Annotated in this window: 18 protein-coding genes and 1 pseudogene; 9 read left to right on the top strand and 10 right to left on the bottom strand. The window is 70.4% G+C overall.

Translation table 11 applies throughout. The features are described from left to right. Positions 1-14: 14 nt before the first annotated feature. The gene (locus ACQPZW_RS18105; protein WP_433796069.1) at positions 15-470 is read right to left on the bottom strand and encodes a hypothetical protein; all 456 of its coding nucleotides are present in this window, start codon (positions 468-470) and stop codon (positions 15-17) included. Next, positions 457-642 (bottom strand): hypothetical protein, encoded by a 186-nt coding sequence (locus ACQPZW_RS18100; RefSeq protein ID WP_433796068.1) that lies wholly within the window; start codon positions 640-642, stop codon positions 457-459. The genes ACQPZW_RS18105 and ACQPZW_RS18100 overlap by 14 nt, the downstream gene beginning before the upstream one ends. Before the next feature lie 372 nt (positions 643-1,014). Here ACQPZW_RS18100 and ACQPZW_RS18095 point away from each other — a divergent pair, with 372 nt between their 5' ends. From ACQPZW_RS18095 to ACQPZW_RS18085, 3 genes and pseudogenes are all read left to right on the top strand, one after another. Then, positions 1,015-2,592 carry an MFS transporter gene (locus ACQPZW_RS18095; protein WP_433796067.1) on the top strand — a complete coding sequence of 526 codons (1,578 nt, stop codon included), beginning with the start codon at positions 1,015-1,017 and terminating at the stop codon, positions 2,590-2,592. A 1,461-nt stretch (positions 2,593-4,053) separates the two neighbouring features. Continuing rightward, positions 4,054-4,722 (top strand): annotated as a pseudogene (locus ACQPZW_RS18090) (S8 family serine peptidase); the annotation flags it as partial. Between the two features lie 237 nt (positions 4,723-4,959). Further along, positions 4,960-5,679: a proprotein convertase P-domain-containing protein gene (locus ACQPZW_RS18085; RefSeq protein WP_433797568.1), complete on the top strand. Its 720-nt coding sequence runs from the start codon at positions 4,960-4,962 to the stop codon at positions 5,677-5,679. A 117-nt stretch (positions 5,680-5,796) separates the two neighbouring features. Here ACQPZW_RS18085 and ACQPZW_RS18080 read toward each other — a convergent pair whose 3' ends face one another. Continuing rightward, positions 5,797-6,210 (bottom strand): DUF6188 family protein, encoded by a 414-nt coding sequence (locus tag ACQPZW_RS18080; protein ID WP_433796066.1) that lies wholly within the window; start codon positions 6,208-6,210, stop codon positions 5,797-5,799. 227 nt (positions 6,211-6,437) lie between these two features. Here ACQPZW_RS18080 and ACQPZW_RS18075 point away from each other — a divergent pair, with 227 nt between their 5' ends. Further along, positions 6,438-7,358: an AEC family transporter gene (locus ACQPZW_RS18075; protein ID WP_433796065.1), complete on the top strand. Its 921-nt coding sequence runs from the start codon at positions 6,438-6,440 to the stop codon at positions 7,356-7,358. Between the two features lie 108 nt (positions 7,359-7,466). Continuing rightward, on the top strand, positions 7,467-8,132 hold the full coding sequence (locus tag ACQPZW_RS18070; RefSeq protein WP_433796064.1) for a DivIVA domain-containing protein: 666 nt from the start codon (positions 7,467-7,469) through the stop codon (positions 8,130-8,132). 23 nt (positions 8,133-8,155) lie between these two features. Here the strand turns inward: ACQPZW_RS18070 and ACQPZW_RS18065 are convergent, their stop codons facing one another. After that, positions 8,156-8,350: a hypothetical protein gene (locus ACQPZW_RS18065; RefSeq protein WP_433796063.1), complete on the bottom strand. Its 195-nt coding sequence runs from the start codon at positions 8,348-8,350 to the stop codon at positions 8,156-8,158. Positions 8,351-8,457: 107 nt separating this feature from the next. Here ACQPZW_RS18065 and ACQPZW_RS18060 point away from each other — a divergent pair, with 107 nt between their 5' ends. Together ACQPZW_RS18060 and katG are read left to right on the top strand one after the other, a co-directional pair. After that, the gene (locus ACQPZW_RS18060; protein ID WP_433796062.1) at positions 8,458-8,892 is read left to right on the top strand and encodes a Fur family transcriptional regulator; all 435 of its coding nucleotides are present in this window, start codon (positions 8,458-8,460) and stop codon (positions 8,890-8,892) included. Then, entirely contained in the window at positions 8,889-11,120 is a 2,232-nt protein-coding gene (katG, locus tag ACQPZW_RS18055; RefSeq protein WP_433796061.1) for a catalase/peroxidase HPI, read from the top strand. The genes ACQPZW_RS18060 and katG overlap by 4 nt, the downstream gene beginning before the upstream one ends. Here the strand turns inward: katG and ACQPZW_RS18050 are convergent, their stop codons facing one another. Beyond that, a complete protein-coding gene (locus tag ACQPZW_RS18050; protein WP_433796060.1) occupies positions 11,121-14,354 on the bottom strand; it encodes a chemotaxis protein CheB in 3,234 nt (1,077 codons plus the stop codon). It abuts the gene before it with no gap. Between the two features lie 107 nt (positions 14,355-14,461). Between ACQPZW_RS18050 and ACQPZW_RS18045 the strand changes: the two genes are divergently transcribed. Together ACQPZW_RS18045 and ACQPZW_RS18040 are read left to right on the top strand one after the other, a co-directional pair. Next, a complete protein-coding gene (locus ACQPZW_RS18045) occupies positions 14,462-15,274 on the top strand; it encodes a hypothetical protein (RefSeq protein WP_433796059.1) in 813 nt (270 codons plus the stop codon). Further along, positions 15,250-16,137 carry a sensor histidine kinase gene (locus tag ACQPZW_RS18040; RefSeq protein WP_433796058.1) on the top strand — a complete coding sequence of 296 codons (888 nt, stop codon included), beginning with the start codon at positions 15,250-15,252 and terminating at the stop codon, positions 16,135-16,137. Before ACQPZW_RS18045 ends, ACQPZW_RS18040 begins: the two co-directional genes overlap by 25 nt. Here ACQPZW_RS18040 and ACQPZW_RS18035 read toward each other — a convergent pair. From ACQPZW_RS18035 to ACQPZW_RS18015, 5 genes are all read right to left on the bottom strand, one after another. After that, the gene (locus ACQPZW_RS18035; RefSeq protein WP_433796057.1) at positions 16,058-17,272 is read right to left on the bottom strand and encodes an alpha-amylase family protein; all 1,215 of its coding nucleotides are present in this window, start codon (positions 17,270-17,272) and stop codon (positions 16,058-16,060) included. The two genes, ACQPZW_RS18040 and ACQPZW_RS18035, sit on opposite strands and share 80 nt — an antisense overlap. A 9-nt stretch (positions 17,273-17,281) precedes the next feature. Continuing rightward, on the bottom strand, positions 17,282-18,205 hold the full coding sequence (locus tag ACQPZW_RS18030) for a hypothetical protein (RefSeq protein WP_433796056.1): 924 nt from the start codon (positions 18,203-18,205) through the stop codon (positions 17,282-17,284). Between the two features lie 27 nt (positions 18,206-18,232). Next, a complete protein-coding gene (locus ACQPZW_RS18025; RefSeq protein ID WP_433796055.1) occupies positions 18,233-20,578 on the bottom strand; it encodes a glycoside hydrolase family 65 protein in 2,346 nt (781 codons plus the stop codon). 196 nt (positions 20,579-20,774) lie between these two features. Next, the gene (locus ACQPZW_RS18020; RefSeq protein WP_433796054.1) at positions 20,775-23,885 is read right to left on the bottom strand and encodes an NACHT domain-containing protein; all 3,111 of its coding nucleotides are present in this window, start codon (positions 23,883-23,885) and stop codon (positions 20,775-20,777) included. Between the two features lie 169 nt (positions 23,886-24,054). Then, complete coding sequence (locus tag ACQPZW_RS18015; RefSeq protein WP_433796053.1) at positions 24,055-25,269, bottom strand: pectate lyase; 1,215 nt, start codon at positions 25,267-25,269, stop codon at positions 24,055-24,057. Positions 25,270-25,328 lie beyond the last annotated feature (59 nt).

Raw genomic sequence — 25,328 nt, 5'->3', positions numbered from 1 at the left:
GGCCGGTTGCCCACTCACCATCCGAACGCGTCCCGCAACGCCGCCGACTGCCGTTTCGTCAGAAACGACGGGTTGGCCGCCTGCGGTTGCCGGAGCACTTCGAGCCCCGCCAGTTCGTCGTGGGCGCGCAGCTCGTCCCGGCCGATCCACGTCGACGGCTCGGCGATGGTCAGGTCCAGCGGCAGTTCCCAGCCGCGCCCGTCCTCCTGCCGGCGGGCCGGCCCGAGCAGCCGCCCGCGGCCCCAGATGCCGTAGGTGACGTCCCGGCGCCGGCTCCCGCTGCCCCAGAACAGCACCGGCTGACCGGCCGCCGTCAGCTCCAGCCGGTAGCCGGGCTGCACACACCACCGGTCCACGTGCGGCTCACGGGCGAAACGACCGCACAGGTCGACATGGTCGGCGTTGCCCTTGATCAGCCACGCCCCCAGACCGTCGGCGGTGATCAGGCGTCCCCGGTCAGTCCCGCTCATCCGGCTCGCTGGGGGCGTCGGAGCGGGCGGCGTTGAACTCGGCGTTGCTGCTGCCGTGCGACGGCGTCGCCGCGGTCGGCTCGGCGTCCACCGGCATGTCCTCGGTCTCGTCGGCCCCGGTGACGTGCTGGTCGGTGCTGCTGCCCGCGCCGGTGCCCGGTTCTGTGTCCACGGTGTTCCCCTTCCGGTCGAACCGCTGGCATACCCGCCGGACCGCCCCGGAATCCTCCGGGTGGCCGTCCTTCGCCCGGTCGGCCGCGATCGCCACCGCCCACTCCCGGTTGCGCTGCTCCCAGAGCCCTCGGGAACAGCCGCCCGGCCGAGGAGCCACCGGCCGCCGCGCCGCGGGCAGCGGATCCCGGTAACCGATCACCGATCACCGATCACCGATCACCGATCACCGATCACCGATCACCGATCACCGATCACCGGCCCATCCTCCCCGGTGGGGGCGCCTCCGCACGTGGCCGGGCACGCCGCGGTGATCGTACGATCAAAGGGATCCGAGGGTAGGGAGACGCCCGCCCGGGGTAGCCCTCGGCGGGTGAGTGTCGAATCGTCGGCGTGGGCGCCGTTGCGTGTCGCGGCCTTCCGCAGCCTGTGGCTGGCTCTGCTGGCCAGCAACATCGGAACGTGGATGCAGACCGTCGGCGCGCAGTGGCTGCTCGTCGAGGAGTCCGGAACCGACACGCTGGTCGCGGTCGTGCAGACCGCCAGCACCCTGCCGATCGTGCTGCTGGCGCTGCCGGCCGGCGCGCTGGCCGACATCTTCGACCGGCGGCGCCTGCTGATCGCCGTGCAGGCGTTCCTGACCGGGATCGGCGCCCTGCTCACCGCGTTGACGCTGACCGGGAACATGCCACCGACGCTGCTGCTGACGCTGACGTTCGCACTCGGCGCCGGTCAGGCGGTGACCGCCCCGGCCTGGCAGTCGCTGATCCCGGAGCTGGTGCCGCGCGCCCAGCTGGCGTCGGCGTCGGCGCTCGGCGCGATCAGCATGAACCTGGCCCGCGCGGTCGGCCCGGCGATCGCCGGGGTGCTGATCGCCCGCGCCGGAGCCGGTGTCGTGTTCGGCTTGAACACCCTGTCGTTCGCGGTGTTCGCGCTGGTCCTGTGGCGGTGGCGGCCGGCCGGCGCGATCACGTCGGGTGCGCCGGAGCGATTCGCGGCGGCGGTCCGCTCCGGCGGCCGGTATGTGCGGCACTCGCCGGTGGTGCGGCGCATCCTGTTGCGGGCCGGGCTGTTCCTGGTGCCGGGCAGCGCGTTGTGGGCGCTGCTGCCGCTGGTCGCCAGCCGTGGTCTCGGTCTCGGTCCGGGCGGTTACGGTGTGCTGCTCGGCGCGGTCGGGGCCGGTGCGGTGGCCGGGGCGCTGCTGCTGCCGAGGTTGCGGGCCCGGTGGTCGCTGAACCGGCTGCTGCTGATCGCGAGCGTCCTGTTCGCCGGGATCCTGACGGTGCTGGCGCTGAGCCGATCGCCGGTGGCCGTGGTGGTGGCGCTGGTGCCGGCCGGAGTGGCCTGGGTGATGGTGCTGTCCAGTGTGAACGCGGCCATGCAGCTGTTCCTGCCCAACTGGGTGCGGGCTCGCGGCCTGGCCGTCTACCAGATCGTGTTCGCCGGGGCGCAGGCCGCGGGCGCGCTCGTGTGGGGTGTGCTGTCCGACGTGTCCGGCCTGGCCACCGCACACCTGGTGGCGGTCGCGTTGATGCTGGCCGGCGCGGTCACGTTGCGCTGGTGGCCGTTGCGCGACACCAGCGACCTCAACCGTGACCCGGCCGTCTTCTGGCCCGAACCGCACCTGGAGCACGATCCCGACGATCACGACGGGCCGGTGGTGGTCGTCGCGAGCTATCCGGTGGGCGCCGACCGGGAGGAGGCGTTCGCCGAGGCCATGCAGGGGGTACGCCGTAGCCGGCTGCGCACCGGTGCGGTCCGGTGGGGACTGTTCCACGACGGCGAGCGTGCCGGGCGGATGGTCGAGGTGTACGAGGTACCGAGCTGGGACGAGCACCTGCGCCAGCACACCGGCCGTCTGACCGGCGCCGACCGTGCCGTCGAGGAGCGGGCACTGGCCCTGGCCGACGGCCCGCCCGAGGTGAGCCACCTGCTGAGCGCACGCCACTGACCCATAGGTTCCTCCGGTTCATCCTGTTCGGCGGGGTGTTCTCGGACCGCTTCGGGGCCCGCCCGCTGATGCTCGGCGCGGAACGGGTGCTGGGCGCGGCGGTGGTGGTCGGGGTGCTCGGCTGTGGCCCTGCTGCTGATCCCCGCCGTCCGGAACCTGACCCGCGTCGAGGATCTGTCCACCATCGACGGAGACCGATAGAGTCCCTGACATTGAGATTTACTGATCTCTATGGGGGCTGGAATTGAACATCTTCAGTCAAGGTAACCTCCGCCGCTCGGTGACGGTCCTCGCAGTCGGAGCGACAGTCATCGGGCTCACCGCCCCGGGGGCGGCAGCGAAAGCCCAGGACGGCCCGGCCGAGCGGGCCTACCAGCAGATCGCCGCACTCCAGGACATCAAGAAGTCACTCACCCCGGCCGAACGCAAACTCGACAGCCGCCTCGCCATCGAGCTGCGCAAACGCACCGGACAGGCCACCACCGACGCGCTTCCGGCACTGACCACCGGCGTACCGGTCAGCAAATCCGGCACCACCGAGGTGGAGATCCAGGCCGACAAGGTCGGCGACGACCTGCTCGGCCGCCTGCGCGCCGTCGGCGCCGGCATCCGCTTCCCGTCACCGTCGACCGGCACCGTCGTCGTCGAGGCGCCGCTCACCGCACTGCCGACGATCGCCGCATGGAAGGACGTCACCGGCGTCAGCCTGAAACACGGCGCGATCACCGCCCGCCAGACCGACCCGAAGGCCCCGCCGAAGAGCGAGTCCAAAACCGAGAAGACCGCCCGGATCGAGACGGCGCTGCGCGCGGCCACCGCGGCGGCGCCGAAGACCAGGGCCGTCACCGTCAGCCAGGGATCGGTCGTCTCCGAGGGCGACCGCACGCACGCCGCCGACACCGCCCGAACCAGATTCAAGGTCACCGGAACCGGCGTGAAGGTCTGCGCCCTCTCCGACGGCGTGGACTCGCTCGCCGACTCCCAGGCCAGCGGCGACCTGCCGGCCGACGTCGACGTGCTGCCCGGCCAGGAGGGCGACGGCGACGAGGGCACCGCCATGCTGGAGATCATCCACGACCTGGTGCCGAACGCGAAGCTCGGCTTCGCGACCGCGTTCACCAGCGAGGCGAGTTTCGCCGAGAACGTCCGTGCGCTGCGGTTCAACGCCGGCTGCGACATCATCGTCGACGACATCCTGTACTTCCACGAAAGCCCCTTCCAGGACGGCGCCATCGCCCAGTCGGTCAACGCCGTGACCGCCGACGGCGCGTACTACTTCAGCTCGGCCGGCAACGAGGGCAACACCCTCGACGGCACCTCCGGCAACTGGGAGGGTGACTTCGTCGACTCCGGCCGCGGCATCGGCAAGTTCGCCGGCGACGCCCACGACTTCGACCCCGGCCCGGGCGTGCAGGAGTTCAACCCGCTGTCGCCGGGCAGCGCCGGCCGCATCGTCACCCTGTGGTGGGCCGACGCCCTGCTCTCCTCGGCCAACGACTACGACCTGTACCTGATCAACTCGCTGGGCAACGTCACCTCGTTCTCCCAGGACGTGCAGGACGGCGACGACGACCCGTGGGAGATCCTGCAGGCCGCCAACGCCACCGGGCAGCGGCTCGCCGTCGTCAAGTTCGCCGGCGCCGACCGCTATCTGCAGGTCTCCGCCCTGCGCGGCCGGTTCGTCGACTCCGCCGACGGCACCCTCAAGGGCTTCTCCACCCCCGGCGTCACCCGCGGGCACAACTCCGCGGTGAACGCCTTCTCGGTGGCCGCCGCCCCGGCCAAGGACCCGCTGCCGTTCGCCCTGGAGACCGGCGACCCGGCCAACCCGGCCGGCCCGTACCCGAACGTCTTCACCAGGCAGAGCCTGCCGGAACGGTTCACCTCGGACGGCCCGCGGCGCGTGTTCTTCAACGCCGACGGCACGCCCGTCACCCCGGGAACTTCTCCTCGACCGGCGGCTTCGTCCGGGCCAAACCGCAGATCACCGCGGCCGACGGCGTCGGCACCACGGTCGCCGGGTTCCAGCCCTTCTACGGCACCTCGGCGGCCGCGCCGCACGCCGCCGCGATCGCCGCGCTCACCCTCTCCGGCAACCCCGGCCTCACCGGCGACGAGATCCGGGCCGCCCTCACCGGCACCGCCCTCGACCTCGCCCCGGCCGGCGCCGACAACCGCACCGGCAGCGGCGTCATCCGCGCCGACCTGGTGCTGCGCAACACCGGCGCGACACCGCAACCGCTGGTCCGGGCCGGCACACCGGTCGTCACCCCGACGACCGGGGACGGCGATCCCTTCCTGGAGCCGGGCGAGCAGGCCACCGTCACCCTTCCGGCAGAGAACATCGGCGACGGTACGGCTACCGGCGTGAGTGTCGTCGTGGACTCCGACAGCCCGCTCGCGACCATCACGCCACGGTCCCGCTCGTACGGCAACATCGCCGCCGGCGCGAGCAAGACCAGGGACTACACCCTGAAGCTGGCCGCCGGTTACCCGCTCGGACGGCCGGTCGGCCTCAACGTGCGGGTCACCTTCGCCGGCACCCTGTCACCCACCACCGGCACCGTGCCGGTGGCGACCGGGCAGCCGTCGGCGACCGTGCAGAGCTTCGCCTACGCCGGCGCGGTCCTGCCGATCCCGGACAACGACCCCACCGGCGTCAACGCCACCGTCGACGTCACCGGCGTCGGATACGCGTCGTCACTGACCTTCTCCATCGACGGCACCGAGTGCAACACCACGGTCGGCGCGACGACGGTCGGCGTCGACCACACGTTCGTCGGCGACCTGGTCGGCACACTCAAAGCGCCGGACGGCCGGACGGCGACGCTGTTCTCCCGTACCGGCGGCGGCGGCAACAACCTGTGCCAGGTCGTCTTCGACGACGCCGCCGCGACACCGTTCGCGTCCGCCCTGTCCACCAACGCGCCGTTCACCGGCACCTGGAAGCCCAACGACCCGCTGAGCTCCCTGCGCCTGTCACCGGCCGACGGCACGTGGACCCTGCACGTCGCCGACCGGGTGGGCGCCGACACCGGCTCCATCCGGGCGTTCTCCCTGCACCTGAATGGATACGAGCCCGCTTGAGAAACCGCCGGCCGGGCGCGTCACGACGCGTCCGGCCGGCCCCCTCCTGCGAACGGCACCGCACCGGAGCACGGCGTGTCAGGCGGCTTTTCAGGCCGCGGCATCTCAGGCGGCTTTTCAGGCCGCGGCGTCTCCCCACACCGCCAGCTCGCCGTGCGCCAGACAGACGATCAGATAGCCGTCCGGCCCGGTCACCGCCCAGGACTCGGCGTCCGCGTCGGCGTCGACCAGCAGGCTCGCGCCGCTGACGAACCCGATCTCCAGCTCCCCCGTCTCCCGGGCCCGAGCCGACCGGACCACATCACTGAGCAGCGTCGCCACCACGTCCGACGGATCGTCGCCCGGCTCCACATCGGCCGTGCCAGCGGGCCCGTCCAGATGCGCGACCGCCTCGATGAGCACCTGGCACCCACCCGCGAACCCGAGCACGACGGCATGCCCCAGCCACACGTACTCCAGTCGCCGCCCGACCAGGAGATCGAGCGACCGCCCCTTACGCGGACGCCTTCCGGCACCGTTCTCGGCCACCATTACCGGCACCATGAGCCACTCCGATCGGCTCGTCGGACAACTGACGGCAGGACCGTAGCCAACTCTTTCCTAAGACGACCTTAAATCCAGACATCGTCCAGATCGCGACCCGCCGCCGCCCGCCCGCCGAGCCTTCACCGGGGAAGGGGTCCCGCAGCGGAACCGATTCTGACGAACCGGTCACAGTCGTTTCGCGAGCCGGCGCGACGACGGGGAGGATCGGCGGCATGGCAGGGGTGCTCAGCGGGTTCACGACGGTCTGGGCCATCGCCGCTCTCGGCTACCTTCTCGCGCGTGGCCGGGTTCTCGGCGAGCACGCGCCCCAGGTCCTCGCGCGCCTGGTGTTCTCGGTGGCGGCGCCCGCCCTGCTGTTCGTGACGCTGAGCCACACCAGCCTGGACCGGATCCTCACCGGGGCACTGTTCGCGTTCGTCGCGTCCACGGTTCTCGTGGCCGTGGCGTATGTGCTGGTCGCACGCCTGATCTGGGGACGCGGCACCGGAGCCACCACGATCGGGGCGCTCGGGGCGTCGTACGTCAATGCCGGCAACATGGGGCTCGCGGTCGCCGCCTACGTGCTCGGCGACGTCTCGCTGGTCGTACCCGTGCTGATCTTCCAGGTCCTGCTCGCCGGGCCGTTCGCGCTGACCGTCCTGGACCTCGCGTCCGGGCAGGGCCGTCCGTCGCTGCGCCGGCTGGCGCTGCTGCCGGTCCGCAACCCGCTGATGATCGCCTCCGCCGCCGGGGTCGCCCTGGCCGCGTCCGGCTGGACCCCACCGGCACTGCTGCTCGAACCGTTGTCGTTGGTGGGGGCAGCCGCGGTGCCGGCCGCCCTGCTCGCCTTCGGGATGTCGCTGCCCGGCGCGCGCCCGCTGCGCTCCGGCCCGGACGCGCCGGACCGCTACCTCGCGGTGACCCTGAAGGTCGTGGTGCAGCCGCTGCTGGCATACCTGATCGGGCGACTGATCGGCCTCGACGGGCACGAGCTGTTCGCGGCGGTGGTGACGTCCGCGTTGCCGGCCGCACAGAACGTGTTCGTGTTCGCCCTCCGCTACCGGGAGTCATCCTCGCTGGCCCGCGACGTCGTCATGCTGTCGACCCTGGCGTCCGCCGTCGCCATGATCGTCGCGGCGCTGTTCCTGACCTGACCTTGATCTGTCTTTGGGTAATGGTGAAGACACGCCATGCAGCCGTAGAGGACGGACGCGGATCGGCGTAACGTGTGCCCACTCGCGACGGCGTTTCTAGGGAGCAGCATGCCGCTCACCCCTGCTGACGTACACAACGTCTCCTTCACCAAGCCAGGCCGTGGTGGTTACGTCGAGGAGGAGGTCGACGCGTTCCTGGACGAGGTGGAACGCGAACTGGCCCGTCTCATGGCGGAGAACTCGGCGCTCAAGGGCCGGGTCCGCGGCGGGGCCGCCGTGGAGGAGGACTACGACGTCGATGTCGACTACGACGAGATACGGGAGCTGGCCGCCCGGCTACGCATGCTGGAGCAGGCCCGCGATCGGGCCGAACAGCACGCCCGTGAGCTCGCCGCGCAGGTCGAGCAGGCCCGGCGGGCGGAGATGGCGCCGGTCGACGACAGCCGCCATCTGCGGGTGCTGGCGATGGCTCAGAGAACGGCCGACGAGCACCTCGACGACGCCCGGCGGGAGGCGGAGGAGGTCATCTCGGTCGCCCGCGACAAGGCGTTGCAGCTGGCCGCCGAGGCCCGTGCCAAGGCCGCCGACATCGAGTCCGACGCCCGGCAGCGGCACGCCGAGGCGATGGCCGGGATAGCCGGCCGGCGGGCCGAGCTGGTCGACGAGGTGGAGCAACTCACCGGCCTGGCGATGCACTACCGGCAGGCCCTGAGCCGGCACGTCGACCACCAACTGGAGGGCACCGACGCGACCCCGCGCCTGGAGACGCGATGACCGGCGACGCGGGCGCACGGCGGTCAGTCGTGCCACTCGCTGGAGGGTGACGCGTCGGTGGTCGTCGGCTCGAGGGCCACGTCCTGCACGATCGAGCTGCCGTCATGCTCGTCCGTGCCGTCGGCGGCGACCTCGGGGTGGGCGGTGCGCAGGTGGTCGGCCATCCGTTCGTCGGGGACGTCGCGGTCCTCCGGCGGGCACAGGTTGCAGGTCGCCATCGTCGGATTCTCGCACCCCTCGCCGGATGGCCCCGACGTGCCACGTGTGTGTGATCAGCGGCCCCAAAAGTGGAATGATTCCAGATAAAAGGGCTAAGGTCGGTGGCATGACGTCCGACTTCGAGGCTCGGCTCCGGGCGGTCTCGTTGCGCGTGACCCGGCCCCGGCTCGCGGTGATGGCCGCGCTCAGCGACCACCCCCATGTCGACACCGACAGCGTGATCGCGCTGGTGCGATCGGAACTTCCGACGGTCTCCCACCAGGCGGTCTACGATGTGCTGCGTGCGCTCACCGACACCGGTCTGGTGCGGCGTATCCAGCCTGCCGGTGCGACGGCCCGCTACGAGATGCGGGTGCGGGACAACCATCACCATGCCGTGTGCCGTTCGTGTGGCGCGATCGCCGATGTCGACTGCGCCGCCGGAAACGCCCCTTGTCTGACCGCCTCCGACGATCACGGGTTCGTGATCGACGAGGCGGAGGTCGTCTATTGGGGCATCTGCCCCGCTTGCGTGAGCACCCGTTCGGAAGGAAATCAATGAGCGACGCTCAGGACCACAACACCATCGCCGAGAAATGCCCGGTCGCCCACGATTCGGCGACCGCCCAGGGCAGTGAGAGCGAGAACCCGGCGATCGACTCGCCGACGCCGAAGACGGGCGGGCGCCCGCACACCAACCGGGACTGGTGGCCCAACCAGCTCGACCTGAACGTGCTGCACGCCCACTCGTCGAAGGGCAACCCGCTCTCGCCGGACTTCGACTACGCCAGCGAGTTCGCGAAACTCGACGTCGAGGCGCTCAAGGCCGACATCGTCACGGTCCTGACCACCTCGCAGGACTGGTGGCCGGCCGACTTCGGGCACTACGGCGGCCTGATGATCCGGCTCAGCTGGCACGCCGCCGGCACGTACCGGATCCAGGACGGCCGCGGTGGCGCCGGTGACGGCGGGCAGCGGTTCGCGCCGCTGAACAGCTGGCCCGACAACGCGAACCTGGACAAGGCGCGCCGCCTGCTGTGGCCGGTGAAGGCGAAGTACGGGCAGAAGGTCTCGTGGGCCGACCTGCTGGTGCTGGCCGGCAACGTGGCGCTGGAGTCGATGGGCTTCAAGACGTTCGGCTTCGGTTTCGGCCGCGTCGACGTGTGGGAGCCGGAGGAGATCTTCTGGGGTCCCGAGGACACCTGGCTCGGCGACGCGCGGTACGCGTCGGAGAAGACGATGTCCGAGGGCGTCGGCGCGACCGAGATGGGTCTCATCTACGTCAACCCGGAGGGCCCGCGCGGTAACGCCGACCCGCTCGCGGCGGCGCACTTCATCCGGGAGACGTTCGCCCGGATGGCGATGAACGACGAGGAGACCGTGGCGCTGATCGCCGGCGGTCACACGTTCGGCAAGACGCACGGCGCGGGTGTCGCCGACAACCACGTCGGACCGGAGCCGGAGGGCGCGCCGCTGGAGAACCAGGGTCTCGGCTGGCTGAGCACGCACGGCACCGGCAAGGGCCCGGACACGATCACGTCCGGTCTGGAGGTCACCTGGACCGACAAGCCGACCCAGTGGAGCAACCGCTTCTTCGAGATCCTCTTCGGGTACGAGTGGGAGCTCACCACCAGCCCGGGCGGCGCCAAGCAGTGGGTGGCCAAGGACGCCGAGGCGATCATCCCGGACGCGCACGACCCGTCGAAGAAGCACAAGCCGACGATGCTCACGACTGACCTGTCGCTGCGCGTCGACCCGGCGTACGAGAAGATCTCCCGCCGTTTCCTGGCCGACCCGGACGCGTTCGCGCTGGCTTTCGCCAAGGCCTGGTACAAGCTGCTGCACCGTGACATGGGCCCGGTCGAGCGTTTCCTCGGCCCGTGGGTGCCGCAGGCGCAGCTCTGGCAGGACCCGGTCCCGGCCGTCGACCACCCGCTGGTCGGTGACGCCGAGATCGCGGCGCTGAAGGCGAAGGTGCTCGACTCCGGTCTGAGCGTCACGCAGCTGGTGCAGGCCACGTGGGCGTCGGCGGCGACCTTCCGCTCGACCGACAAGCGCGGCGGGGCCAACGGCGCCCGGATCCGCCTGGAGCCGCAGCGCTCGTGGGAGGTCAACCAGCCGGTCATCCCGGTGATCGACACCCTGGAGAAGATCCAGCAGGAGTTCAACGCGTCCAGTGGCGCGAAGATCTCGCTGGCCGACCTGATCGTGCTGGCCGGTAACGCCGCCGTGGAGAAGGCCGCTGCGGACGCCGGTGTGCCGGTGACCGTGCCGTTCCACCCGGGGCGTACCGACGCGACCCAGGAGCAGACCGACGTCGAGTCGTTCGCCGTCCTGGAGCCGCGGGCCGACGGGTTCCGCAACTACCTGCGTCCGGGCGAGAAGACCCAGCCGGAGGTGCTGCTCGTCGACCGGGCGTACATGCTGAACCTGACCGCCCCGGAGATGACCGTGCTGGTCGGCGGTCTGCGCGTGATCGCCGGTGGCGACCACGGCGTGCTGACCGACAAGCCGGGTGTGCTCAGCACCGACTTCTTCGTCAACCTGCTCTCCCCCGGCACCCGGTGGGCGGCGTCGAAGGACCGCGAGCACGTGTACGAGATCCGCGACCTCGCCACCGACCAGGTCAAGTTCACCGCCACCGCGGTCGACCTGATCTTCGGCTCGAACTCGCAGCTGCGCGCCCTCTCCGAGGTCTACGCCAGCGCCGACGCCCGGGAGAAGTTCGTCCACGACTTCGTGAAGGCGTGGACGAAGGTCACCGAGCTGGACCGTTTCGACCTCGCCTGATCAGCTCTTGTCGGCGTCCGCCACCGATCTGACCGTGGTCAGGTCGGTGGCGGTGCCGATCCACTCGATGATCTCGCCGTCGTCGTCGAGCAGCGGCACCGCCCGTGACAGGGTCCGCCCGAGGGTGCCGTCCGGCCGGCGGACCCGGTGTTCGAGCTGAAAGACTCCCTTGGCCGCGATGGCGGCGTCGATCGCGGCGAGGACCTCGGGCTGATCGGCCGGGTCGATGTAGGTTTCCAGCCAGCTCGCGATGGGCTCGGTGGTGTCGGCGAGGAAGCCGTGCCCGTCGAGGGTGTCCAGGCTGCTCCAGTCGGCGCTCATCCGGTAGACGGCATCGAAGCTGGCGTCCCGCAGCGTCCGGAACCGGCGTTCGCTGACCCGCCGCAGCCGGGCCATCTGCAACTGCGCGTCGATCCGCGCCACCAGCTCACGCGCCGTGAAGGGTTTGACCACATAGTCGTCGGCGCCGGCCAGCAGCCCCTCGATCGCGGTCTCCTCGCCGACGCGGGCGGTGAGCAGCACGACCGGCGTCGCGGCGAGCGACACGTCGGCCCGGATCTCCCGCAACAGCGCGAACCCGTCCATCCGGGGCATCATCACGTCGGCCAGGATCAGATCCGGCCTCTCCCGCCGGGCCACGTCGAGGGCCTGTTCGCCGTCGGCGGCGACGGCGACGCTCCACGAGGCCCCGAGCAGCCGTGCCAGATAGTCACGCATGTCGGGGTTGTCGTCGGCGACCAGCACCCGTACGTCCGAGGCGGGCCGCACCGGCAGGTCGCGCAGCGCGGCCGGATCGTCCAGGCCGTCCGTCTCGTCGTCGTGGCCCGGCGCCACGTTCCAGTGGGCGGCCTCCCGCGCCATCGACTCGGCCAGGCCGCCGACTCTCGCCGGCGCCGGCTCACCGGCGGCGGTGGCGGGGCGGCGGGCCATCGGGATCCACACGGTGAACGCGGTGCCGGCCTCGGGACGGCTGGTCACCCGGATGCGGCCGTGGTGGCGGCGCACCAGCTCGTCGACCAGGGCCAGGCCGATGCCGGCGCCCTCGTGGGTACGGCCGCGCGCGTCGCGGACCCGATGGAACCGCTTGAACACGTAGGGCAGGTCACCGCTGGGAATACCGACCCCGCTGTCACGCACGATCAGCTCCGCGTGCCGCTCGACCGGCCGCAGGATCACCTCGATGGCGCCCTGCCAGGTGAATTTGAGCGCGTTGGACAGCAGGTTGGAGACGATCTTCTCCCACATCTCCGCGTCGACCCAGACAGGCCCGGGCAGTGGCGGTGTGTCGATGGTCAGCTTCAGGCCGGCGGCCTCGGCGGCGCTGGTGAACATCGAGGCGATGTCGGTGGTGAGCGCCGCCAGATCAGTCGGCACGAATGCGGCCCGCAGCCGGCCGGCCTCGGCCTGGGAGAAGTCGAGCAGGGTGCCGACCAGCCGGAGCAGCCGCTGCGCGTTGCGGTACATCAGGGCGATCTCGGCGTGGTCCGGGTCGGTCGCGTCGCCGGAGCGGTGCAGCATCTGCTCCAGCGGTCCGAGCATCAACGTCAGCGGGGTACGGAACTCGTGGCTCACGTTGGAGAAGAACTCGGTCTTGAGCCGGTCCAGCTCGGCCAGCTTGTCCAGGCTCTGCCGCTCCCGGTGCCGGGTGTGCGCCAGCGCGAGGGCGGCGCCGATCTGCCCGGTCAGCAGATCCAGGAAGCCGCGGTACGCGTCGTCGAACGGCTGGTGCCGGTTGAGGCCGGCCACCAGCACCCCGGTGACGGTGTCGTCCGGCCCGGCCACCATCGGCAGCAGCAGCGCGGCATCCGGCGGTAGCGCGCCGGCCGGGCTCACGGGCGGTGCCAGCAGACCGCCGAGCCGTTCGTCGAGCCCGGTCACCAGCAGGCCGCCACGGTGCACGGACGGCCTGCCGAGCAGACTCGGCAGCGGCCACACCGGGGCGCCGTGGACAAGATCGAGGATGCGTGGGGCGGCGAACGATCCGGGCTCCAAGCCCGCGGCACCGGCCAGCCGGGCTTCCCGTCGAGCGTGGTCGATCACGTAGAGCAGCGCGAACGGCACGTCAGCGGGAGACCTGGCGAGGGCGGCGGCGGCCATCTCGCAGGCGTGTTCGGGCTGGCGGGCCCCGGCGGTCTCGGCCGCGACCGTACGCAACAGGGTCATCCGCCGTTCGGCGACCATCGTGGCGGTGGTGTCCAGGATCGAGTTCTGCACACCCAGCACGGAGCCTTGGTCGCCGGTGATCGGCGAATAGGTGAAGGTCACGTAGACCTCCTCCAGCGACCCGTTACGGTCCATCAGCATCGGCATGTTCTCGGCGCCGGACGCCACCCCGCTCGACTGGGCGTTCGCGATCATCGGGCCGACCACCGACCACAGCTCCGGCCACGTCTGGTCGGCCCGGCCGGCGAGCGCCTGCGGGTGTTTGGTCGAGCCGAGGAACTGCCGCCACGACTCGTTGTAGATCTGGATCAGCTCGGGCCCCCACCAGACCGCCGCCGGGAACCCGGAGTCCAGCGTGATCCGCACGACCGCGCGCAGCACCTCCGGCCACCGGGTGACCGGCCCCAGCGGTGTCGCCGACCAGTCCTTGGCCCGCAGCAGCCGCTCCACCTCGCCCGGACCACGGAACAGCGACGCCGCCGCCTCGATCTCCGTGCGGGGCCGGGGCAGCGGACGGCCCCTGGCCAGATCGGCGAGCACCCCGCCGATGTGGCCCAACGGCAGCACCAGGTGGGCGCTGGCCGTGGCGGCCCTCGGCATGGAGGTGAACTCCGAGCTGTCCTGGTCCTGCACGATCACCAGGCCACCGGCCTCGCGCACCGCGGCGGCGCCGGCCGCGCCGTCGCGGCCCATGCCGGTCAGGACCACGGCGACGGCCCGGGCGCCGTAGGCGTCGGCCAGCGACCGCAGGAATCCGTCGTGCGGGTAGCTGCGTGCGCCCGGCTCGTTGTCGATCAGCTCGAGCGTGCCGTCCGGCAGCACCTCCAGCCGATGACGCGGCGGGCACACCAGCACCCGGCCCTCGGGCAGCCCCGCGCCGCTCTCCGCCCACGCCACGTCGCGGCGGCTGCGCTCCCGCAGGATCTTGACCAGCGTGCTGCCCTGAGCGCTCAGATGCTGCTGCACCGTCACCGGCACCGGCAGTCCGTCCGGCAGGTCGCGCAGCACCGCGGTCAAGGCGCTGACCCCACCGGCCGAGGCCACCAGAGCGATGATCGGGTCTCTCCTCATATCCATATATCGTGCCCCTTGGGAACGCCGGTGACGCCATGGCTTGCGGGCCGATGTTTGGATCGCCCTGTGCCGACCAAGATCCCGACCGCTGAGGTGCGGACCGCGTGAGCTTCCGGATCCGCGTGTTCGCCCTGATGGCGCTGGTGGCGCTGGGCGCGACCGGCGCCACCGTCGCGCTCACCTGGTGGCAGGCCCGCGACCAGGTCAGCGAGGCCGCGTCGGCGTCCCGGGAGACCACCGAGCTGATCCAGCGGGAGCTGCGGGAGCAGGCGGTACGCAACGGCACCTGGGAAGGTGTCGACACGTCGCTGCGGCGGCTGCGCGAGATGACCGGGCAGCGGCTGCGGCTCGTCGACCCGTACGGCCAGGTGATCGCCGACACCGACCATCTGGACCGCCGGACGGCCCGGCCACCCGGATCGGTCGCGGTGTTCGTCGACCCGCTGCCCGAGCTGATCGTCCCGGACCACGGCGACGGGCGGGCGGCGACGATCGCCGCCATCGACATCTACCGGACCGAGACACTGCGCGCCGCCTGCCTGTACCGCCACGGCTACGAGCTGGTCGTCACGCCCGGCCTGGACGGTGTGCCCCGCCACGGCGTGGCCGGCGGGGCCGGCGCGATCGAGAGGTGCCGTCCGGCGGGGCCGGCGCCCTGGCAGCGCGCCGACGACCTGGCGCGGGTGCGGCAGTGCGGTCCGCTGCAGGCCGACTGTCTGCGGGCCGCCTTCCGGCGGCAGATCGCCACGGGCAAGGTCGCCCCCGCGCCGCTACTGCTCACCATCGGTGCGGGCAATGAGCCGGTACGCACCCTCGACGCCGGCCCGGTCCTGTTGATCACCCTCGTGGTCGCGGCCCTGTCCACCGGCGGGCCCTGCTGGTCAGCCGCCGGGTGCTGCGCCCGATCGGCACGCTGACCGCCGCCGCCCGGCGCCTGCGTGACGGCGACCGGGACGGCCGGGTGCCGGAGTCCGGCCGCGACGAGCTGAGTGAGCTGGCCCGCGCGTTCAACCAGATGGCCGACTCGGTGCGGGCCGCCCAGGACGACCAGCGCCGCCTCATCGCCGACGTGGCGCACGAGCTGCGCAATCCGCTGTCCAACGTGCGCGGCTACCTGGAGGCGCTGCAGGACGGCGTGGTCGATCCGACGCCGGACCTGTTCGCGTCCCTGCACGAGGAGGTGCTCCTCAACCAGCGGATCGTCGGCGACCTGCAGGAGTTGGCGCTCGCCGAGGCGGGGGCGCTGGTCTACCACCGGTCCCCGACCGACCTGGCCGAGCTGATCGAGAGAGCCCGGGTCGCGCACCGGACCGCCGCCGACGCCGCCGGGGTCACGCTCACGGTGGCCGCCGACGGGCCGGTGATCGCCGACGTGGACCCGGACCGGATCCGGCAGGTCGTCGGCAACCTGGTCGGCAATGCGCTGCGCGCCACCCCGGCCGGCGGGTCGATCACCCTGTCGGCGGGCACCGACGGGGACGGGGTGGTGCTGCGGGTCGCCGACACCGGCGCCGGCATCGCGGCCGAGCATCTGCCGCACGTCTTCGACCGGCTGTGGCGGGCCCGCCCCTACCGTGACCGGGGCAGCGGTCTGGGCCTGGCGATCGTGCGGCAGATCGTCCGCGACCACGACGGCGACGTGTCGGCGCACAGCGTCGAGGGGGCCGGTGCCACCTTCGAGATCCGGCTGCCGGCGGCTGTCAGCCCTCCACGATCGCCCACGAGTGCGGCGGGACCGGCTCGTGACGATCGTGCCGGAACGGCTCGTCCGCCAGGTTGAGCAGCAGCGACAGACGCTGACCGGCCGCGCCCTCGGCGACGACGGCCAGGGTCTCGTTCGTCAGGGCCCCGGTGCTGATGCGGGCGTCGTTGAGCCACGGATTGCGGCGGCGGATGCCGATCAACCGCTGGTAGCCCTCGCCGCCCGGGCCGGGGGTGTCAGGCATGGCCGGGCGGATCGCGTCGTCACCGCCGGGCCGGTCCTCCTTGATCCCGCGGTAGCCGAGCTCGTCGCCGTAGTAGACACTCGGCACGCCCGGCAGGAAGAACAGCAGCGCCTCGGCGTGACCCAGGTGGCGGCCGTCGGTGACCCGGCTGGCGATCCGGGTGACGTCGTGGTTGCCGAGGAACGTCAGCGGCCGGAAGCCGGCGGTCCACTCCCGGTGCCGGTCCAGGGCCCAGGCCAGCTCGAACAGGTTCCGGTCGTTCAGCGACGACCAGACGGCCTTCCACAGCTCGTACTGGGTGACGGCGTCCAGCCCGGAGCGTTTGACGTAGTCGCCGTAGTCGCCGTGGATCATCTCGCCGACGAACCACGCCTGCGGGAACCGCTCGCGCACCCGGGGCAGGACGGCGGCCCAGAACTCCGGCTCGACGGCGTAGGCAGCGTCCAGGCGCCAGCCGTCGGCGCCGCGCTCCAGCCAGTGGCACATCACGTCGGCCACGAAGTCACGAACGACCGGCGACGAGTGGTCCAGGGTGATCAGCCGGTCGTGGCCCTCGAACAGATACGGATGCTCCCCGCTCCACTTCACCCACTCGCGCGGGCCGCTGCCGTCCAGGGCCGCCCGCACCGGCGGGAAGTCGCGGCCCGCGTGGTTGAACACCCCGTCGAGCAGGATCCGGATGCCGCGCTCCCGGCAGGCCGCCACCAGCGCGTCGAAGTCACCCTCGTCACCGAGACGCGGATCGATGCGCAGGTAGTCGACGGTGTCGTAGCCGTGCGTGCCGGACGCGAACACCGGGCCCAGCGCGAGGCCGTTGCAGCCCAGGCCGATCAGGTGGTCGAGCCAGCGCTCCAGATGGCCGAGCCGGTGCGTGACCGGCGTCGACGGCCCGGCCTCGGGCTCCGCGCCGACGAACCCCAAGGGATACACCTGCCACCAGATGACGTGCCCGACCCAGTCGTCGCTCATGATCCGACCCTATCCGTCGATGGTGCGCGACAGGTTCGCGAGGCTGGTCACCAGCGCCGTCAGGTAGGCGTCGATGCGCCACGCCGTCGCCACCACCGTGCCCAGCCGGGCCACCAGCACCGGCAGCGGCACCACGGCCGGGTCGGCGACCCAGCCGCCGACCCGGGCCACCAGGTCGCCGATCAGGCCGCGGACGATGTCGCGGGCCAGCAGGATCAGATCACCGGCTGCCTTGGTGATCACCGTCATCGCGGTGCACGTGGCGACCAGCCCTCGTAGCGCTTCGACGTTGTTGGCCATCAGCGTGTGGTAGGCGCGCACGTCCGCGCCGGTCTCGCCGGCGAAGTCGCCGTCCAGGCAACGCTGCAGGTCGGCGCCGATGACCCGCAGATCACCGGCCATGTCCGCCCACAGCCGGGCCTGCTCGGCCACCACGTCCGGCATGCCGGCCAGGTCGTCGACCATCCGGCGCAGCGGCGGGATCCGGGCCATCGCCACGTCCAGGCCATGGGAGCGCAGCACCGACTCGCCGTCGCCGAGCGGGACCGCGAACTCGGCGACCGGGGCCGCCTCGGCCAGCAGCGGCTCCACCCACTCGCGGCCGGCCACGGTGGCCAGCACCCCGTCGATGATCTCGGTGGCCGAGCGGGGGCCGTCGTCCGGGTCGCCGACGAACCGGGCCAGGCTCTGCCGGCCGTCGGCCACATCACGCAGCCCGTTCACGGTGAGGACGAGCGTCTCCTCCACATAGGCGATCAGCTCGTCATGACGGAGGTGCCGCTCACCCAGTCCGGTGAGGATCCACCCGCAGAGCGCCCCGAACGCGGCCTGGTCCTTCTCGAACCGCTGGACCACGAGACGAACCCGGCCCAGGCGAATCCGTAGCTCGTCCAGGTGGGCGGCGTGCAGGCGCAGCCGGGCGGACATCGACACAACAGCACGGTAGCGGCACGGCGTCGCTCACGGTTTGCGGGGCGCGTAACCCGGAGGCTGGCAGGGTGGAGGCAGGACCGGCTCCAGGGGTACGACGGGACGCGTCACCGCCTCTTGCGCGGAGACGTGCACGCGTTCGCCGTACAGCATGAGGGTCATCTCGCCCTCGCGAAGCCGCAGCCGGACCGCCTCGCGGTCGGCCTCGACCTCCAGCCGCACCCCGCTGTGCCGCAGGTTGAACCGCAACCGGCTGATCCCGGAGGGCAGTCGCGGGTCCAGCGACAGCACCGGCCCGTGATCGCGTTCCCGCAGCCCGCCGAACCCCTCGACGATCGCCGACCAGGCACCGGCCAGCGACGCGATGTGCAGCCCGTCGCGGGTGTTGCCGTGCAGGTCGCGCAGGTCGACCATGGCGGCCTCCCACGCGTAGTCGTGCGCCGCCTCCAGATGACCGACCTCGGCACACATGACCGCCTGCGTGCACGCCGACAGCGACGAGTCGCGCACGGTGATCCGCTCGTAGTAGTCGACGTTGCGGGCCTTCTGCTCGGCGGTGAACGCGTCCGGGCACCAGTGCATGGCCAGCACCAGGTCGGCCTGCTTGCACACCTGCCGCCGGTAGAGCTGGAAGTAGGTGGCGTGCATCATCAGCGGCTCGTCGGACCTCTTCTCCGGGAAGTCCCACGGCGCGTAACGGGTGAAGCCCTCCGACTGCGGGTGCACGCCCAGCCGCTCGTCGTAGGGGATGTGCACGGCGTGCGCGCAGGCCCGCCACACGTCCGGTTCCTCCGGCCGCACCCCGAGCCGCGCGGCCAGATCCGGATGGCGGTGGCACGCGTCGGCGGCGGCCCGCAGGTTCCGGGCCGCCATCAGGTTGGTGAACACGTTGTCGTCAGCGACGGCGCTGTACTCGTCCGGGCCGGTCACCCCGTCGATGTGCCACACCCCGGCCGCGTCGTGATGGCCGTGCGACGCCCACAGCCGGGCCGTCTCCACGAGGATCTCCAGGCCGCACTCGCGTTCCAGCGTCTCGTCGCCGGTGACCAGCCGGTACCGCTCGACGGCCCGGGCGACGACCGCGTTGAGGTGCAGCGCCGCCGTCCCGGCCGGCCAGTACGCCGAGCACTCCTGCCCGCCGATCGTCCGCCACGGGAACGCCGCCCCCCGCAGGCCCAGCGTGCGCGCCCGGTCCCGGGCCTCCGGCAGGATCGAGTGCCGCCAGCGGATCGCGTCGGCCGCCGCCCGCGGAGTGGTGTACATCAGCAGCGGCAACACGAAGCCCTCGGTGTCCCAGAACGCGTGCCCGTCGTAGCCCGGCCCGGTCAGCCCCTTACCCGGGATCGCCCGGCGCTCGGTGCGGGCGCCCGCCTGCAGCACGTGGAACAGTCCGAACCGGACCGCCTGCTGCAGGTTCGCGTCACCGTCGACCTCCACGTCGGCGGCGTCCCAGAAGTCGTCGAGGTAGGCGCGCTGCTCGGCCACCAGACCGTCCCACCCGGTGTAGCGGGCGCCGTTCAGCGCTGCGGCGACCTGGTCACGCAGCGCCTCGGTGGACCGGGAGGTGCTCCAGCCGTACCCCAGGAACTTGACGATCCGCAGCCGCCCGCCCGGCGGCAGCACGGTGACCACGGTGGTGCGCGCCCAGTCCTCGCGGACGTCGGTCTCCTCCTCGTGGTCGCCGCCGGTCTCGACAAGATGATCCATTCCGGCCGCCAGGAGCAGACCACTGCGACGGGTACGGTGCAGCAGCACCGCGCCGTGCTGCTCGGTGTCCTGCTCGACGGCCTGCAGCGGGTCGCGCAGCGCCGCCGCCACCCGCGGATCGTCGGAGACCTTGACCTGCTCCTCGTCGGCGGCCAGACAGGACTGCACGGTGACCCGCACCTCCCGGTCGCCGGCCTCCACCTCGTAGGCGATCGCCGCGACCGCACGCTGCGTGAACGACACCAGCCGCTGACTGCGCACGGTGACCCGTCTGCCCGCCGGCGACTCCCATTCGACCTCGCGCCGCAGCAGCCCGGCCCGCAGATCCAGAACCCGCTCGTGCCGGTGCAGCGTCCCCCGGCCGACGTGGAACTGCTCGTCGTCGACCATCAGCCGCATCAGCTTGCCGTCGGTCACGTTGACGACGGTCTGCCCCTGCTCCGGATACCCGTAGCCACCCTCGGGGTACGGCAGCGGCCGCTCCTCGTAGAACGAGTTCAGGTAGGTCCCGGAGATCTCGTACGGCTCGCCCTCGTCCAGGTTCCCCCGCAGCCCCAGATAGCCGTTGGCCAGCGCGAAAACCGACTCCATCGGCCCCAGCACGGAGGTCTCCAGGCGCGTCTCGCGAACCTGCCAAGGATCAGCGGGACAGATCTCTTCGTCGATCATGCGGTACGGCCAGTGCTGTTCATGACCTCCTTCGGTTACCGCGCCACCCCCCGAAGAAACTGCGAACTTCCTGAGCGGTGCCGCCCGAGCGCCACGCGCCTGGCTCCTCAGCGCACGTCCAGGTCGTTGCCCTCAGACAGTCGGGTGTCTGTAGATCCCCGAATGACGACAGCGCCGACCCCGACCGACACAGACATCAAACCGGTGGGATCTCACCGAGCCCCGAGCCCTCAGCCATCAGGAATGACGCCACTTCCGGGAGGATCCGATAGGCCAGGGACTGCGGCATGTCGAGGAGAAACCGGATGAGATGATCGTCGAACCGGGAGCCGTCGCGCTGCCGGATGAAGTCGCTCAATTGGCCCATCAGTTTATGGACGTCAGCGAGTTGCCCATTCCGCGAAGCCACTTCGAGCTCGGGGCGCTGTGCCCTGAGCCGCACCAACGCGTCATTCGCCACCGGTGTCCAGAGACGTTGGAGCTCGGCCGCCACTAAGCGCGCTCCGTCGGCGCTGAGATCCGAGGCGTGTGCGGCCGCAGCCAGCGCGGCGAGGGGGACGAGGCGCACCGGGATCTCGTCGAGCCGCTCCGCCCACGTCAATTCGGATGCCGGCACGAATCTACTCAGAAGCATGCGCATGATCTGTTGCGCTTGAAGCAGTTCCACCTGGTCGATCACGCCGCCGAAGTCTGGTCCCCACATCAGCATACGGCCGAGGGTGAGTTGAGTGGCCCGGTTCACGTCGCCTTCAAGCAGCGCGAGTGTGTCTTCCGGGTAGCCGGAGATGAGTAGGGATGACGGATTGAGTCGCGCGCAGTCGTCATCGATTTCGATGATGCTCATGAAGTTCTCCCACAGCGACGAACCGCCCAGCATGCTGTCCCAGAACCTGACTTGAGCTCGCCAACTCTGCGACGGTGGGCAGAGCCGGGCCAGAGGAACGGAGCCACTGGTCACGGCAAGTCGGATGGCGACGAGGTTGGCCGTGTAGGCGGCGAGCCGGTGGGTCACGGCACGCCCAGAGGGCCGGTAGTCTCCGTGCCGGCCCGGACCCCAACGTTTGTCGCTCTCACCGATGAGATGCTCCAACACCCTGGCCAGTGAATTATCGTCGGTTGCCAGCTCGCGGAGAAAAGCGATGGTGCGGGAGCCGAATCCAATCAGCAAGGTGTGGGATAGCAAAGCGAAAAGAAGATCATCGTCCCACGGCTGGAAGACATTGGGCCGATCAAGACCGATGGCGGCGGCCCGCAGCAACTCCACGGTATGGTGAGCCACCAGGAAATCACCGAAAGTCGCATGAAGAAACTCGTAACTGCGCCCACCTCGACCAGATTCCGCCTCCGATGTGTTGACAAAGAAGAAACGCCCGACAAGTCGTCGTGCTGGATCCAGGATCCGTCCTACGTCTCGATCCTCGCTGAGACGGACGGCCACCGGTCCCGGTAGCGCCAGTAGGTCTGCGGCGAGATCATGCTCATGGAGGTGCTGACGGCCACGATTCAACATCCCGAATGCGACCACTCCGAGTTTCCACAACTCGGCTGTTCGCCGTTGCTCGTCGGTCAGCGTTGCCGCCTGCCGATCCGGCCGCGCCAGTTCTCGCCGGATGAAATCGTCCAGGAGGATGCGGTACAACGAGGCCGAGTTGTCTCCAGCAGGAAGGTCGCGTTCGGCCGCCACTATCGCGAGTAGAAGTAGCAGCAGCGGCTGGCGGGCCAGCTCGCCATAGCGGCGCAGTGCCTGGCCGGTGATCGGACGCACAGCGCCGCTTTCCATTCCGGCCGCGTTGGCTCTGGCCCAACGTTGCGCCCAGGCATCGATCTGGTCGTCGTCGAAATCCTCGAGCCTCACCAGTAGGCAGCCCTCAGGAACCGCCGCAAGATCGGCCACCACCGTACGAGATGTGACCATGACAGCGACAGGACCGCCCGTGATCGACTCGGTTCGCTGGAAGTCCATCACATTCCGCAGGTAACGCGACTCGGTCGCCCCGGTGGCCTGCATCAACTCGTCCAGGCCGTCGATCAGAACCACGCGAGTTCGCTCATGGGTGCTCGCACAGAGGCGGTTCCACTCGACCCGCCCGTGCGTCGATTCCCGCAGTGTCTCCTCGATCTGCCGGTAGACGCTGACTGAAGGATCGGAAACGTCTCGAAGTGGCACCCGTACTGTGACGAAAGCACTACTAGCCGAGAGCCGAGCCGCACAGATCTTGGTCAGCAGGCTCTTTCCGCTTCCGGGATGACCCAACACCAGAATGGGGCGGGAAGCCGCTTGGGGCGATGCGAAATACGCGGCGAGGAAAGCGGCCAGGTTGGCACCTCGCGGCTGCTCACGCCACCAGTCCTCATCCGCCGGACGCGACTTCGACTGCATCTCGGCCCACCGGAAGCCCGGCTCCACATATCCACGCTCAACGGTGGGCACACTGACCGCGGTAACCTCGGCGGTCTCACTGAGGTCCACGATCGGGCTTAAAAGAATCGCGCGGTTGATGCCGTTGATGATGCCCTGCTCCGCAGGGCCGGCGACTCGCGAAACAATCATGGAGGTCAGCGCCTCCAGGCGGCCCAGGGCATCCTGCTCCGCACGGTGCTCTCCGAAGATCGACCAGATCCGGAACTCCGGGACATCCGCTATCAGCTTCTTGTAACCGGCCTGGTAGCAGCCACTGGCCTCATCGACGATCTGTCTCTGCAGAGCTCGGAGTCTGGCCTCGTCATGCCCGACCTTGCGTTGCCATGCCTCGAACCCGGCAAAGAACTGCAGGCTCCGTTGAGCAAGCAGGTTGTAATAAGGCTCGATGCCGCTCTTGAGATTCGCGGCGAAGCCGAGGCCCGCCCAAGGCAGCGGTATCTCCTCCTCCAGCAGTTGAGATACCGCATCACGAGCAACGCCGGCATCGGTCGCACTTCCCTGGCCGGCCAGGCGCTTCAATTCCGCGTGCGTCACTCCCATTTCGGTCAGAATCGGGCCGAACGTCCTTCGCAGGGCAATGAAGTACGACTCGGCAACCAGTGCGGTATGGGTAGCGGCCAACACTTCATGGCGCTGCTTTCCCTCGGCCGTACGCAGCTTGTCCCGCCCTGCCGCGACGAGTTCGTCCAGCCTTGTGACCAGTTCGTTCTTCTGGTCCACCCATCCCCATAGCAGGAGCAACCACGGCTGACCCGTGAGGAGCGCGGCCGGGCCCGCGGCCAGGATGCCGACACCCAGCAGAGCATCAAGAACCTTGATCACTTTAGGTCGCTCACCGAGGAGCACTTCTCGCGCGCTTTCCAGTGTGTACGGCGAGCCGGTCATGGGTGTCAGTGTAGAAAGCGCTGTTGAAGATCGAGAGAGCCGAATCGATGCGAAAGCGGCACCGCCATCACACAGACGTCCCGCATGTCGAGCTCGAACCCATGATGCCGCGGCACAGGCGGGCGAGTTGAGGGGCGCCCACCGCACGGTGGGCGCCCCTCACCGATCCTTACCTGTACGTGATGTCGCTCTGGCTGACCTTGCAGTTGCTGTCGTTCCAGCCCTCGCCGAGGTACTTCGGCTCGCTGCCCTTGGCCACACCCTGGTACTTGCCGCAGACCGTGGCGCCGGAGCTGCTGGTGAGGGTGACCCGGGTGATGGTGGCGGTGTCGCCCCAGTTGCTGTTGATGCCCGCGACCATGTCGATGTTGTTCAGCAGCACGTTGTCGATCTTCACGTGCCGCTGGTACGAGTTGGTGCAGTTGCCGCAGCCCCGGTAGAGCTTGCCCGAGCCGCTCAGGTAGAAGCCGGAGATGCTGACCGTGCCGTTGCCGTTGTGCTGGAACGTCTTGTCGCTACCGTTGCGTGCGCCGCCACCGATGACGTAGCTCGTACCGCCGCCGGTGCCCTTGAAGGTCGCGGCGTCCTCGCCGATGTCGTTCCACCACACGTTGCGGATGGTGCAGGTGCCCTCGCAGTGCACGCCGTCGCCGGCCGGGGAGCCGAGGATGACGTTCTGCAGGGTGCCGCCGTTCGCGATCTTGAACATCGGGTCCTGGGACTCGCTCTGCGAGCCGTCACCGATGCAGCAGTAGGTCTTCATGCCGCCGTCGAAGGTGCCGGACACGTTGACCGTGCCGGAGATCGACACGTTGCCGGTCGAGGACGGCCACGCGCCGGTCGGGGTGCCGGTGCCGCCGGTCGGGCCCGGGGTCGGGCTGGTCGGGCCGGAGGTCGGGCTGCTGGTCGGCGTCGAGCCGCCGCTGGAGTACGTCTCGAACTCGGCGATCCGCGGCGCGCCGGACGCGCTGGTGATCTCGAAGGTGAGCTTCTTCAGCGAGGTCGACGAGAAGTTGATGGTGCTCGGGCTGCCGCTACCGGCGGCCAACTGCGAGCCGGAGTCGCCGTTGAGCACCCGCCAGGCGCTGATCGACCCGCCGCCGGACGCCTGCTTGATGACGGCCGAGGAGACCGACGTGGCGCTGCTCCACTTCACCGAGACGTAGCCGGTGGTGGCGTTCGGCGCCCAGTAGGTGCCGGTGTTGCCGTCCTTGACGTTGCCGTAGCTGGTGCCGCTGGCCTTGCTGGAGCCGTCGGCGCCGCCGTTGAGGCTCAGGTTGTCGGCGGCCATCGCGTTGGTCAGGGGCAGTGACAGGGTGATCGCGGCGCTCGCGGTCACCGTCACGCCGACCGCCAACCACCGTAGGGCGACTGGTCGTCTCATTGCGTCTCTCACCTTCATGTGGGGATTGGGCAGCGCCTTCAAGCGGGGGGAAAGCGCTT

The organism is Actinoplanes sp. CA-252034, from assembly GCF_050956125.1.
Taxonomy (GTDB): domain Bacteria; phylum Actinomycetota; class Actinomycetes; order Mycobacteriales; family Micromonosporaceae; genus Actinoplanes.
Note: the sequence above shows the minus strand (reverse complement) of the source record. Positions and strands in the feature narration are given on the sequence as shown.

Excerpts from the sequence above, each read along its gene's own strand:
- ACQPZW_RS18105 (WP_433796069.1), bottom strand. The coding sequence starts at position 470 with ATGAGCGGGACTGACCGGGGACGCCTGATCACCGCCGACGGTCTGGGG.
- ACQPZW_RS18080 (WP_433796066.1), bottom strand. The coding sequence starts at position 6,210 with ATGGTGGCCGAGAACGGTGCCGGAAGGCGTCCGCGTAAGGGGCGGTCG.
- ACQPZW_RS18075 (WP_433796065.1), top strand. The coding sequence starts at position 6,438 with ATGGCAGGGGTGCTCAGCGGGTTCACGACGGTCTGGGCCATCGCCGCT.
- ACQPZW_RS18070 (WP_433796064.1), top strand. The coding sequence starts at position 7,467 with ATGCCGCTCACCCCTGCTGACGTACACAACGTCTCCTTCACCAAGCCA.
- ACQPZW_RS18065 (WP_433796063.1), bottom strand. The coding sequence starts at position 8,350 with ATGGCGACCTGCAACCTGTGCCCGCCGGAGGACCGCGACGTCCCCGAC.
- ACQPZW_RS18060 (WP_433796062.1), top strand. The coding sequence starts at position 8,458 with ATGACGTCCGACTTCGAGGCTCGGCTCCGGGCGGTCTCGTTGCGCGTG.
- katG (WP_433796061.1), top strand. The coding sequence starts at position 8,889 with ATGAGCGACGCTCAGGACCACAACACCATCGCCGAGAAATGCCCGGTC.
- ACQPZW_RS18050 (WP_433796060.1), bottom strand. The coding sequence starts at position 14,354 with ATGAGGAGAGACCCGATCATCGCTCTGGTGGCCTCGGCCGGTGGGGTC.
- ACQPZW_RS18035 (WP_433796057.1), bottom strand. The coding sequence starts at position 17,272 with ATGAGCGACGACTGGGTCGGGCACGTCATCTGGTGGCAGGTGTATCCC.
- ACQPZW_RS18025 (WP_433796055.1), bottom strand. The coding sequence starts at position 20,578 with ATGATCGACGAAGAGATCTGTCCCGCTGATCCTTGGCAGGTTCGCGAG.
- ACQPZW_RS18020 (WP_433796054.1), bottom strand. The coding sequence starts at position 23,885 with ATGACCGGCTCGCCGTACACACTGGAAAGCGCGCGAGAAGTGCTCCTC.
- ACQPZW_RS18015 (WP_433796053.1), bottom strand. The coding sequence starts at position 25,269 with ATGAGACGACCAGTCGCCCTACGGTGGTTGGCGGTCGGCGTGACGGTG.